Source organism: Anabaena azotica FACHB-119 (assembly GCF_014697625.1).
Taxonomy (GTDB): Bacteria; Cyanobacteriota; Cyanobacteriia; order Cyanobacteriales; family Nostocaceae; genus Trichormus; species Trichormus azoticus_A.
Genome location: NZ_JACJSG010000008.1, coordinates 184,043 through 196,582 on the forward strand (window position 1 = coordinate 184,043; position 12,540 = coordinate 196,582).

The following is a 12,540-nucleotide window of genomic DNA, read 5'->3' on the forward strand; positions in this document are numbered from 1 at the left end:
GGATATAGGACATAAATGGATCATAGACTATGATTTATAGTAAGCTGCTTTTTAGCCTGTCACCTTACATCTAGCCCCTATTATATTTTTGTGGCTGGTTAGACCAAAGAGTGGGGGAATACATTCAGTAACTTGAATAGATGCGATAATTTTAATTATTACTAAAGCCTTAGAACTGAAAGCTTATTTATATTTTTTGATACATGGTATTACAGAATTCGAGACGCAAACGAGGTGTTGCACTTACTACCAGGGGTTTACAAAAACTTCAGGAAGCAAGGCGTAAGTCAGAAGCAAACGACAACTTTGGCAATAGCTACACGCTAGAAGAAATAAGCACGCTTTCAGGGCTGCATACGAGTACAATCTCAAAAGTACTGAATCGGGAAGGAGGCGTTGATAAAAAAACTCTGGAAAAATTGTTTTTAATTTTTAATTCAAAATTACATGAGAGTGACTATCTCAACTCAACTACTCGTCTAGATTGGGGCGATGCTAACTTTATTCCTGTTTTTTATGGACGTAAAGAAGAGCTTGCTACATTAGAGGAATGGATTCTTGATGAGCGCTGCCAATTGGTCGCATTATTAGGGATGGGTGGCATTGGTAAAACATCTCTATCTGTCAAGCTGGCTCAACAAATTCAAGAAGAATTTGAATGTGTGATTTGGCGATCGCTACGAGAAGCGCCACCCTTCAAGACTGTACTCACTCAGTTACTCCAGTTCCTATCGGAAGGTCAGGAAATAGAAGCTAACTTACCAGAAAGCCTCAGCGATAGAATATCACGACTCATTCATTATCTGCAACAGCATCGCTGTCTGCTGATATTGGACAATGCTGAGTCAATATTACGTTATGGGAGTCGGGCTGGACAATATCGAGAAGGATATGAGGAGTATGGTGAGATGTTTAAACGCTTAGGAGAAGCAACTCACCAAAGCTGCTTAGTGCTGACTAGTCGAGAAAAATTTAAAGAATTAAGTTTATTGGAAGGAAAATCATTACCCGTTCGCTCTCTACAACTAAGTGGTTTAAAGGTAGTGGAAGGGCAGGAAATTTTAAAAGTCAAAGGATTATCAGCAGCAGAAGATGAATGGGAAGCCATGATTGAATGCTATGGAGGTAATCCATTGGCTTTAAAAATAGTTGCTACTACCATTGAAGACGTATTCGGCGGTAATGTCACTGAGTTTCTGCAACAAAATACTTTTGTTTTTGGTGATATTCGTGATATTTTAGACCAGCAGTTTGAGCGGTTATCAGATTTAGAAAAAGAAATCATGTATTGGCTAGCAATTAATTGTGAGCCGATATCAATATCAGAGTTGCGAGATGATATTTTATCGCCAGTACCATTACAAAAATTACTGGAGGCTTTAGAATCTCTGGTAAGGCGATCGCTAGTTGAGAAAAGTACCACTAGCTTCACTCTACAGCCTGTAGTCATGGAATATGTCACTCAGGTATTGATAGAGCAAGTCTGTGAAGAGATTGCAACTGAGAATATTCAGCTTTTTCGATGCCACGCATTGAGTAAGGCAACAGCTAAAGATTATATCAGAGAAACGCAAAATCGCCTCATCCTTAAACCAGTTATTGATGGGCTGATCACCGTTTTTAGAAGCAAAAAAGCTATTGAAAATAAATTAACTAAAATCCTAGCCAAGTTACGAGAAGAATTTCCTCAAGAACTAGGCTATACAGGTGGAAATATTCTGAATTTGCTTTGTCAACTACAAACAGATTTAACAGGGTATAATTTCTCAGAAATGACAATTTGGCAAGCAGACTTGCGGAATGTAAAACTGCACAATGTCAATTTCCAAAATGCTGATTTAACTAAATCTATTTTTGCTGAAACCTTTGGTGGTGTTTTATCAATAGCTTTTAGCCCTAATAACAAACTTATGGCTATGGGTGATACTAATGGCGAAATTCGCTTATACCAAGTGGCAGATGCAAGGCAAATTCTTACTTGTCAAGGTCATAGTAACTGGATTCCATCACTAGTCTTTAGTCCTGATAGTAGCATCTTGGCTAGCAGTAGTAGCGACCACAATGTGAAATTGTGGGATGTGAATACAGGGAAATGCCTACAAACTTTACAAGGACACGAACATGAGGTGTGGGGAGTTGCCTTCAGCCCAGATGGTAAAATACTAGTAAGTGGTAGCAATGACCGCTCAATCAAACTATGGGATGTTAATAGTGGTCAATGCCTCAAAAGTTTTCAAGCACATACAAGCTGGATAGTTTGTGTGATTTTCACCCTTGATGGTCAGATGTTCTTAAGCGGCAGTGATGACAACACCATTAAATTATGGGATGTTAACACTGGTGAATGCCTGAAAATTTTACGGGGGCATCATGATGGGATACGCTCAATAACTATCCATCCTGACGGTCAGACGATAGTAAGTAGCAGCGATGACCAAACAGTAAAGTTATGGAACCTTAGCACTGGTGAATGTATTAAAACTCTACAAGGGCATAATGCAGCGATCTGGTCAGTTGCTATTAATCCTCAAGGCAACCTTATTGCTAGTGCCAGTCTCGACCATACAGTAAAACTATGGAGCGCTAGCACAGGTCAATGTCTCAAAACCCTTCAGGGACATTCCGGTTGGGTCTATTCTGTTGCTTTTGATCAACAAGGAAATATTCTTGCTAGTGGCAGTGCAGACCAAACAATGAAATTATGGGACGTTAGTACTGGTCAATGTCTGAAAACTTTCAGTGGATATACCAGCCAGTTTTGGTCAATTGCTTACAGTCCCGATGGACAGACATTGGCAAGTGGCAATCAAGACCAAATAGTGAGGTTATGGGATATTAATACGGATCAAGTTTTACAAATTTTCCAAGCACATTATGCTGCAATCAGAGCAGTAGCTTTTAGTCCAAATGGACAAATATTAGCAACTGGTAGTGACGATCAAACAGTGAAGTTATGGAACATTAGTACGGGTCAAGTCCTGCAAAGTTTTCACGGACATCAAGCTCTGGTTTTGTCAGTTGCTTACAGTCCCGATGGACAGACATTGGCAAGTGGCAGTCAAGACCTCACAGTCAGGTTATGGGATATCAACACAGGTCAAAATTTGCAAACGTTACAGGGACATCATGCTGCCATCCAGTCAGTTGCCTTTTCTCCTAAAGGAAAGATACTTGCCAGTTGTGCTTGGGATCAAACAGTTAAGTTATGGGATATCACCACTGGTGAGTGCAAAAGAACTTTTGAGGGTCATACCAATTGGGTTTGGTCAATTGCTTTTAGTCCAGATGGTGAATTGCTAGCAAGTGCCAGTTATGATGGAACAGTCCGATTGTGGAGTGTAAAAACTGGTGCTTGTATCCAAACTTTTGAGGTTTGTGTTAACGGTATCGTTAAAGTAGTCGCCTTTAGTCGGGACGGTCAGCTTCTAGCTAGTAGTAGTCCTGATTACACAATTAAGTTATGGGATGTTAATACTGGTGAATGCAAAAGAACGTTACATGGACATTCAGCTTGGGTTTGGTCAATAGATTTTAGCTCAGATAATAAAACTTTAGCTAGCAGTGGAGCTGATGAAACAATTCGAGTATGGGATATAAGCACAAGCAAGTGCTTAAAAACTTTGAAAGCTAAAAAATATTATGAAGGAATGAATATCAGAGGGGTTAAAGGTTTAACCACGGCAAATATTAATACTTTAAAAAGTTTGGGAGCTATTGTGTAAGCAGAACAGCCTCATTTTGTGATTAAACGGAAAAAACAGTGCGTTTACTATATACAGAAAAACGCACAGTAGCCCGTATTTGAAGAATCATGTTCATAGATAGAAGATGTTTTCCTCAAACAGTTTTATTCCCTCACTATCTAAACTGTCAATATATTTAGGCTAGGCAGCTTTTAAACCACTTTACACCTTTGGCTACCACAAGCTAGACAGATGAGGGATATTAGGTTACAAGTTAGAACCTATCTTAAACCGTGCAGATAGGTAAAAACTAGAAATCAGCCATAGGAATGTCACTTGGCAATCCACCATGTGCAAGTTCCTCTAACATGATTCTTTCCAACTCAAACTCCATGTCATCCAATATGTGTAAACTGCTTTGGTTGAGGCTGTTAGAAGAATCATCAAGACTTAGAGATTGCTGTTGGATAGCAGAATTATCAAGATTTAAAGATTCCTGTTGAATAGCTGTTGGTGTGTTCATGATCTTGTTTTATGGTTTTGTGCTGAATTTTACACTGTTATGCTTGTTTTAAACAAGTACCTTTTGTCTATTTTAAAGATTGTCAAAAGTTATGAATACAATCTACCTATGGTTAGCATCAAGTTTTAGGGGTTGTAATATTTGTTCAATCTCTTGATCTGATATGTAAGCTTCTTGGGGTGGGCTAAAACGCAACAAAGCAGCTTGGTAACAGGCCTTCGCCACGCGATCGCACTCTTCCTCAGTTAACCCGGCAATCATTTCCACTGTCTCTTTGACGTGTTCTACCTCAGTACTCATAGCACTATGCGCCCGTAGACAACGAGTAGCTCTGATACCTGGCGGTAGCAATCTCTCTACTGATTGAATGTAACCCTCTCCAATACATATCCCTAAGCGTTCTGCCGTATAGGAATAACCTACACATTCAATTGGATCTAAGTCTTGTACACTGCGGGTAAAATAGTTCAACAAACTCTTTGCCGCAGGAGGAAAAAGCACTTCTACAACAGCTTCGGACTGATAGCCCATAGATTTAATATCCAACAAGGCCAGTTGGTCGTGACCAGCCTCTTCTCTAGCTTTCTGTCCAGCCCACTCCGCCAAGGTTTGACGATTTGCTGAAGCAAAACGCTTTTTCGCTTCCTCCATCAATCGTGGAGTAGAGTGGCACAAATGGTAAAAACCAGCCAGCCGCCATACCCAACGAGTGGGGGTCAAGGCTGGTGGGCGACGATTCGTCTTGACTGTCTGCCAAGCAGATATTATCGCCGTATCTAATTGCTTTCGAGTTTTCGCTAAAGTATTTGCATCAATCATATTTTTAGGCATGGTTTGTTTTACACTTTCATCCATACTCTGTAAACTACCATTACTACTTTTTCTGGTAGGGACGCAAGGAACTTTCCTATGGAAAACAACCACAATGTCCCATGAAGTAGATGTTTGCGCTCGTCATAGATTCAGGGTGGAGAAGTTACCCACTGCAAAAAATGGATAACTTCTTTGTTACCATATTGAAAAAAGTATTTTTTTCTGAAGAAAGTAAATAAAAATCTTAAGTCTAAGCTTAAAATCTCGATCTTCACTGGTAAAAACCTTTCTCAATTGGCAATATTTAATGTGGTATATACGAACCGAAGCCAATGAACAACCTAAACACAATTGCATCAGCCAGTTTTACATTCCCTAGCCAATTATCGCCATTTAGACAAATCACTTTAGACTTGACACCAGACGAAGCTCAGAATCTTGAAGACTACTGTAAGCATACTGGTAAAGAGGTAACTAATGTGATTGAGGAACTCATCCAGAAGTTACCAGTAGCCTAAGTTCTTATTGCTACTCTAAGTTAAAAGAGTTTCATCCGAAATAAACTATCTAAAGTAGATTAATTGCAACAAGGAAACGTCAGAAAGTCCTGAAGCCTAGCCAAGTCACAGAAAAGAGGTTTATCAAATCCAGTACTATATGGTGACCAATCGTATCTAGAAAGCTAAAAATTTGATCTGTGATTGCACTCACAAATCTTTTGTACAACAGACGGGGGGTTATCTATGTGCATCAAAGAGAATTTGAATGACTCCTATTCTCAGCACTTGCTGTAGTTAACCCCCGAATCAACTCTCTAATCACATCGGTTGCTGGTCTTCCGGTTTGGTCACAATATTTTTCCAGGTTTTCGGCTTCATTTGAAGCTAAATTTACAGTTATCCGCTTAACAGCCCATTTTTTATTCATGCTCTAAATCTGGTGAATTTGTAAAGTTTTACAAAGGTTATTGGTTAAAAACCACGTTTATTGACTTTTTGATGTACTGCTATGCCTGGAAAAGTCTATGATTTATCGGCATAAAACAAAAGACCAAACCAAATTGCAGTTACTTCTGAGGGCAAATCTCGGAGATAGCAATGAATGTTAACACACTACTCATCTAAAATGATGTTAGTGACATCAACATAAAGTATACAGTACATAAGCTTTCCAACATTATCTAAAAATTATTGACGTTGCTTTGACCTCTTGAGTAAGTAATTTTATACATTCCTTATTAAGGATAATACCATCCAAAGTGATAATCAGCAAATATCTGGTTACTTTAAATTCATTTAACAATCTTGTTTAAATCTTAGTAATATAAAAACGCTTATAAGCTTATAAGAGAAGCGACAGAGTTTCCTTATTGTAGAAGTTTAAGAACTCGTTGTCACCCTTACGGGAAAGGGAAGTTGTCATAATCGGGCGATCTCCACAGCATCCGTATATTTGACCTTTCACCTTCCCAACCTTTTGCTCACCCCTAACTTCCTTAAAAAGGGAGGAAAAAGCCAATATTCCGTAGCGGAGGCAAAAAACGGTAGTTCCTACCGCTTTATTGACGTTGTGTTGTGGCTTTAGCCTTACGCACCGCCCTATTTTCCCTGTGGAAACCCTTAGATAATGATTCCCTGACAAACTACGTTGGAAGTATGCGCCTAACATACCCTACTGGCGTGGCAAGGCTAAAGTAAATGATCTGTAGGGGCGCACAGCTGTGCGCCCCTACCCTCATCTGCGTTTATCTGCGTTTATCTGCGTTCAAATTTATCCAAATCTATTGCCACATTTTAGTCTAGACAGTCCACTACAGCTACTACAGCTACTACGGTAATTTTACTTTTACTAGAGAAGAAAAAACCCTAAGCCCCTATAGCCTTACATCCAGTCTGAACAGACTATAAGTCTTGATAGCCTTTTCGCGACAACTAACTAGAGAATGATTAAATGCAGATATTTTTACAAAAATTAATCTATCTTTTTAATTATATTAAACAAAAAAATAACTGTAATTCCAGTCAAGTTGAACTTTGTAATTTGATCCCAAAGGAAAAAGTTCACAGACTTAAATAAATACTACCTGATTACCGTTGTTTATAAGCCTTGATTAACAAGGATTCTGTAAACAATCCCCTACAAACTATGTAGATTTAGTCAAAAATACCGCTATTTATATCGGAAAAGTAGACTTATAAATCTCAGCAGGAAACAGACTATTGACTCTCTAAAAGGATGGGATTAATGTTATGAGTAGTCCCTGTTAAAGGACTATTTGTACATCAAAAAATCACGAGGTACTTCCTATGATGATGATGATGACGGAAATGATGACTGCCCAAATGCAAGCCTGCATGAAAGCTTGTATGGATTGTCATAAAATGTGCATGGAAACCATGACTTACTGCATGAGCAAGGGCGGTATGCACATGGATATGAGCATGATGGGCATGATGCGTGATTGCTCGGAAATGTGTATGATGTGCATGAATATGATGATGGGTGGCTCCGAATTTATGGGACGCACCTGTATGCTATGTGCCGAAATGTGCGATCGCTGTGCAATGACTTGTGAACAAATGAGCGATGATCAAATGATGATGGATTGTGCAATGGCTTGTCGCAAATGTGCCGAAGCTTGCAGATCCATGCAAATGATGCCTGCTTAATTTTACAACCTAGCAGAAGTTTATCTGCAACCTAATATTCAAGCGCTCAGGCTGTTTAGTCTGGGCGCTTGAAGTTTGGGGGGAGGGAAAGGGGAAAGGGGAAAGGGGGAAGGGGGAAGGGGAAAGGGGGAAAAGGGGAAAGGAGAAGCTCACAAGTGTAGGTTTTTAATATAGCAGTGAGTAAGGACTATAAAACTAACGAGAAAATCATTGTTTCATCCACCCCTACACCCCTACACCCCTACACCCTTACACCCCAAACCAAGGTTTTTGGAACACCAATAAAAAACCTACACCTGTCAGGAAAGGGGAAGGGGGGAAGGGGGAATGTTTTTTCTCTCGACTAGGGAGTGGGAAATATTAATTAATATTAGTTGGAGGAGAGTTTGAGAAATTTTTTGTCGAGGTGTGAAGAAGAAGGCGAGACTGTTGTTTAAATAGCTACGACTATCATCAATTCAGGTTAAATTCGTAATTACGAATTACTTGGGCGCAAGCCTGACTGTAGACTATTACGAATTATTAATTATGAGTAGATGAAACAGTTAAAATCACGTTCTCAAGACTTGCGGGGGTTATTTGAGAACAATATCACAATTGAATATGTGGCAGAACCCTTAAAAGCTGTATCGGCTGAGGCGGAAGTGGTAGAGGTGTTAGGCTGGATGCGATCGCAAGATTTTGATGTAGTCGGTGTAGAAACGGGAGAAACTATCACTGGCTACGTTGAACGCTCTAGTTTAATGCTAGCGAAGTCTGGTAAATGTGGTGACTATCAGCGCGTGTTTCATCCCAAGGAACTAATTGCTATTTCTACACCCTTGATGAAGTTGCTACCTGTCTTGCAACAAAATCCGCGTTTGTTTGTCCTCGATTGTAATCAGGTAAGTGGCATTATTACCTGTGGGGACTTACAGAAAGCACCTGTGAGGATGTTGCTATTTGGTTTAGTGACTTTATTAGAAATGAACCTGCTGAGGTTGGTACGGCTTTACTATCCTCAAGATTCTTGGCAGAAATATCTTAAGCCTGAGCGTTTAGAAGCGGCGCGACGGCTATGGCGAGAAAGCCAAGAAAGAAACGAAGCCACAGATTTATTAGATTATCTCCAGTTTTGTGACAAGCGAGAATTGGTTTTACATCAACCAGAACTATTTGACCAACTAGAACTCAAATCAAAACGTTCTGGTGAACGCTTCCTCAAATCTGCTGAACAATTACGCAACCGACTAGCACACGCGCAAAGTTTAGTTAGTGGTTCTTCTTGGAGTGATTTAATTTCTCTAGCAGAGGCGATGGAAAAGTTGTTAATTCGTTGCGAGGAGATAGAGTAGGGGACTGGGTGGGGAGTGGGGGGAGATGGGGGAGATGTGGTTCGACTACGCGGTAGTTGAGCGTAGTCGAAACTCACCAACCGGGAGTAACCCACCCCCAACCCCTCCCAGGAGGGGAAAAAAAGTGGGGGAGAACAACTGATAACTGATAACTGATAACTGATAACTGATAACTGATAACTGATAACTGATAACTGATAACTGATAACTGATAACTGATAACTGATAACTGTCAACTGTCCCCTTGCATACGCTAAATTGGCACTTAGTGCATATAATTTCAGCGTGGAGGAAAAGATTGTGAAAGCCGTTGTGATGACAGCGCCGGGAAATCCTCAAGTGTTGCAATTGCAGGAAGTACCAAACCCTGCTGTTCCGGTGGGGAGTACAGAACTTTTAGTCCGCTTGGTGGCGGCAGGTATTAACCCTATTGATACTAAACTACGTAAGCGTGGGACTTTTTACCCTGAACAAATGCCAGCTATTTTAGGATGTGATGGTGCTGGTATTGTGGAAGCTGTGGGTGCTGGTGTGCAGCGTTTTCGGGTGGGGGATGCTGTATATTTCTGTAACGGGGGTTTAGGCGGACATCAAGGTAATTACGCTGAGTATACTGTTGTTGATGAACGCTTTGCTGCACATAAACCAGAGTCTCTTTCTTTTGCTGAAGCCGCAGGTGCGCCTCTAGTACTTATAACTGCTTGGGAAGCTTTGTATGAACGGGGAAGATTAGAACCAGGTGAGAAAGTTTTAATTCATGCGGGTGCGGGTGGTGTCGGCCATGTGGCGATTCAATTAGCTAAACTTAAAGGCGCGACTGTCGCCACTACTGTTAGTTCTGAGGAAAAGGCACGTTTTGTTAGACAACTGGGTGCTGATCATGTCATTAATTATAAACAAACAGATTTTGCTCAAGCTGCTTTAGATTGGACTAATGGCGAAGGGGTTGATTTAGCTTTTGATACTGTTGGTGGTGAGACTTTTCATAAAACCTTTCCCGCCGTGCGAATTTACGGCGATATTGTGACGATACTGGAACCAGATGCAAATACGGTGTGGAAGGTGGCGAGAAACCGCAACTTGCGGATTGGTTTGGAAATAATGCTGACACCGATGCTGTTAAACTTGGTTGAGGTGCAGCAACATCAGGCAGAAATTTTGGCAGAATGTGCTGATTGGATTGATCAGGGTAAGTTAAGAATTGTTGTGAGTCATAAGTTTGGCTTGGAAGATGCAGCTAAGGCTCATCAATTACTTGAATCTGGTAGCATTGCGGGTAAAATTGTTCTGCTCCTTAGCGATGAATAAGTTGAAATCCCATTGCTTAGATTGTTTGCTGGCTGGAAGTTATTGATTTTGTGTGCGTTGTTGGTGTTGCTGCTTCCTTTACCTGTGTTGGCTGCACCAACACAATCAGAACGCACACCTTTAACTATAGAATTATTACAAGAAAGATTGCGATCGCCAATTCTCCGCGAAGGTAATTTAACAGTAGATTTGCGGCAGATGGTAATCGATTTGCGTCCAGAAAACTCCGGTTTTCGTGATGCTTTTTATCAATTACTACGCAAAGAACTACAAAAAACTGGCGCTAAACCTCTGGGTTTGGATTTGAGTTATACCCTGATTCAAGGGAATTTTGTCGGTAGTGATTTGGGTTTGAGAACGCCTTTATATGCTCAGGCTATAGCCCCCATTTTCACTGCTACTGAACAAGAACAATTAGAACGTTTACGCCTTGTTTGCTTACAATCATTAGCTGTGGGTTTACCCCATTCTAAAGATTGTAGATCGCTGTTAGGTACTCAATCATCATTATCTAGTGATGTGACTGTTTTCCGTGGTGCATTAACCCTAGAGCAAACGCGCTTTAATGGTGAAGTCACTTTTGTCAATACGTTCTTTTTACAATCTGTTGATGCTAACAATGCCACATTTATACAAACAACTAACTGGAATGAAGCCAGATTTAGCCGTCCTGTAGATTTTCATAATACTAGCTTTCGCCAATTTAGTGATTTTCAAGATAGTGTTTTCTTCGATAAAGCTAATTTTAAACAGGCACAATTTCAAGAGGCTGCTAATTTTCAAGGAACTTTTTTTGAAAATACAGTCAGTTTTAAACAAGCTTTTTTTAAGCAATTAGCTAAATTTAATACTGTGCAGTGGCAAGAAAAGGCTGATTTTTCTGGTGTCAGGTTTGCCAATCAAGTCAGGTTTACCAAAGCTAGTTTTAATCAGCAGCTTGACTTAGCAGAAACAACTTTTGAACAAGCTGTAATTTTTCGCGAAGCTTTATTCAATCAGCAAGTAGATTTACGTGGTGCAAGTATTCTCAATCAAGCTGATTTTAGTGATGTTATATTTTCCCAAGCAGCATTTTTAAATGTGCCTGGATTAACGTTTAATTCTAACCAAGCCAAAATTTTAGGTAATCCTGGGCAGATTGGTAAAATGTTTTCTGTACCTACAATACAAGGTAATCAAAATGTCTTGCGGAATTTGGGGCAGAATTTCCGACAGCAGCAGCAAGTTGCTGATGCTAATCAGTTAGAATATACTAAACAACAATTACGCCTAAAGGAGTTAACTAAGCGTTTAATAGGCACAAATATTAATAGTGCTTCGGTAACAAGTTTAATTAATTTGGGTTTTTCTCCTACTCAAGCAAATGTAATTGTTCAACGTCGAGAAGTCAAAGCATTTCGTAATAGCAGCGAGTTACTTAGTTTAGCAGATATCGATTTAGAAATATATACCAAATTGAGCGATCGCCTAGTGGTTGCAGAACCTTTATCTCTGGGAACTTGGTTGCTAGAAGCTTTGCGCTGGCTAGCATTGAGCGTATTACTATTGTTGAGTGGCTATGGTACAAGCTTTTGGTTAGTGTTTGGTGTGGGGGGAGTAGCGATCGCCTATTTTGGGTTACTATTTTGGTTAGTAGATCGCACCCGTCGTTTACGACCCATAGCAATTATTCCTACATACTACGAAACTGTTTCTATCTTAATTAGTTTCACCTGTTTAGAATTTATTAGTTTATTCGCTATTTTTGAGAATGCGGAACAGCCTTTACTGACATTAACCTGTCTTTTAATCATAATTGTGCCTGTACCAGTAGGGTTATTAGTGCGTCTGTATCAACAAGGTCGGTATCATGATTTATTGAAAGTTTCCTACTTTACCGAAGATGGAACCTTCCGACAACTACGCCTACTCATTGGACGTTTACCAGTCATTCCCCGAAATCAAACCTTTCGGGAAAGATATATGCCATTACTTAGCGATCGCCGTTGGAACTGGCTGAATTATTATGATTTTAGTCTGAATAATTTAGTCAAATTAGGCTTTAACGATATCCGTCTGCGTGACGAACATTTACCAGGACTTGTTGCTACCCTCGCTTGGTATCAATGGACTTTGGGTTTACTCTACATCACCCTAGTTTTGTGGACACTCTCCCGCACTATACCAGGGTTAAATTTATTGATTTATTTGAAATAAATAATCGATGCGTA

The 12,540-nt window shown here is 40.0% G+C and carries 9 protein-coding genes; 6 read left to right on the top strand and 3 right to left on the bottom strand.

From position 1 onward, the window contains the following. Nucleotides 1-203 precede the first annotated feature (203 nt). Nucleotides 204-3,722, top strand: a complete 3,519-nt coding sequence (locus H6G83_RS07970) for a WD40 domain-containing protein (protein ID WP_190469532.1) — start codon at nucleotides 204-206, stop codon at nucleotides 3,720-3,722. 271 nt (nucleotides 3,723-3,993) lie between these two features. Here H6G83_RS07970 and H6G83_RS07975 read toward each other — a convergent pair whose 3' ends face one another. Beyond that, on the bottom strand, nucleotides 3,994-4,206 hold the full coding sequence (locus H6G83_RS07975) for a hypothetical protein (RefSeq protein ID WP_190469535.1): 213 nt from the start codon (nucleotides 4,204-4,206) through the stop codon (nucleotides 3,994-3,996). Between the two features lie 102 nt (nucleotides 4,207-4,308). Next, nucleotides 4,309-5,061 carry a hypothetical protein gene (locus H6G83_RS07980; RefSeq protein WP_242044486.1) on the bottom strand — a complete coding sequence of 251 codons (753 nt, stop codon included), beginning with the start codon at nucleotides 5,059-5,061 and terminating at the stop codon, nucleotides 4,309-4,311. Between the two features lie 290 nt (nucleotides 5,062-5,351). On the opposite strand from H6G83_RS07980, the gene H6G83_RS07985 reads away from it, so the two are divergent. Further along, a complete protein-coding gene (locus H6G83_RS07985; protein WP_190469538.1) occupies nucleotides 5,352-5,537 on the top strand; it encodes a CopG family transcriptional regulator in 186 nt (61 codons plus the stop codon). A gap of 232 nt (nucleotides 5,538-5,769) precedes the next feature. Here H6G83_RS07985 and H6G83_RS07990 read toward each other — a convergent pair whose 3' ends face one another. Next, nucleotides 5,770-5,946, bottom strand: a complete 177-nt coding sequence (locus H6G83_RS07990) for a ribbon-helix-helix domain-containing protein (RefSeq protein WP_190469541.1) — start codon at nucleotides 5,944-5,946, stop codon at nucleotides 5,770-5,772. A 1,379-nt stretch (nucleotides 5,947-7,325) separates the two neighbouring features. On the opposite strand from H6G83_RS07990, the gene H6G83_RS07995 reads away from it, so the two are divergent. The 4 genes from H6G83_RS07995 to H6G83_RS08010 all read left to right on the top strand — a co-directional run bounded on the left by H6G83_RS07995 (nucleotide 7,326) and on the right by H6G83_RS08010 (nucleotide 12,526). After that, nucleotides 7,326-7,688, top strand: coding sequence for a four-helix bundle copper-binding protein (locus H6G83_RS07995; protein ID WP_190469544.1), 363 nt, complete (start codon nucleotides 7,326-7,328; stop codon nucleotides 7,686-7,688). A 536-nt stretch (nucleotides 7,689-8,224) separates the two neighbouring features. Beyond that, the gene (locus H6G83_RS08000; RefSeq protein ID WP_190469548.1) at nucleotides 8,225-9,022 is read left to right on the top strand and encodes a hypothetical protein; all 798 of its coding nucleotides are present in this window, start codon (nucleotides 8,225-8,227) and stop codon (nucleotides 9,020-9,022) included. A 300-nt stretch (nucleotides 9,023-9,322) separates the two neighbouring features. Then, a complete protein-coding gene (locus H6G83_RS08005) occupies nucleotides 9,323-10,330 on the top strand; it encodes a zinc-dependent alcohol dehydrogenase family protein (protein WP_190469551.1) in 1,008 nt (335 codons plus the stop codon). Between the two features lie 42 nt (nucleotides 10,331-10,372). Beyond that, nucleotides 10,373-12,526, top strand: coding sequence for a pentapeptide repeat-containing protein (locus H6G83_RS08010; protein WP_190469616.1), 2,154 nt, complete (start codon nucleotides 10,373-10,375; stop codon nucleotides 12,524-12,526). Nucleotides 12,527-12,540: the final 14 nt, after the last annotated feature.

Excerpts from the sequence above, each read along its gene's own strand:
- H6G83_RS07970 (WP_190469532.1), top strand. The coding sequence starts at position 204 with ATGGTATTACAGAATTCGAGACGCAAACGAGGTGTTGCACTTACTACC.
- H6G83_RS07975 (WP_190469535.1), bottom strand. The coding sequence starts at position 4,206 with ATGAACACACCAACAGCTATTCAACAGGAATCTTTAAATCTTGATAAT.
- H6G83_RS07980 (WP_242044486.1), bottom strand. The coding sequence starts at position 5,061 with ATGGATGAAAGTGTAAAACAAACCATGCCTAAAAATATGATTGATGCA.
- H6G83_RS07985 (WP_190469538.1), top strand. The coding sequence starts at position 5,352 with ATGAACAACCTAAACACAATTGCATCAGCCAGTTTTACATTCCCTAGC.
- H6G83_RS07990 (WP_190469541.1), bottom strand. The coding sequence starts at position 5,946 with ATGAATAAAAAATGGGCTGTTAAGCGGATAACTGTAAATTTAGCTTCA.
- H6G83_RS07995 (WP_190469544.1), top strand. The coding sequence starts at position 7,326 with ATGATGATGATGATGACGGAAATGATGACTGCCCAAATGCAAGCCTGC.
- H6G83_RS08000 (WP_190469548.1), top strand. The coding sequence starts at position 8,225 with ATGAAACAGTTAAAATCACGTTCTCAAGACTTGCGGGGGTTATTTGAG.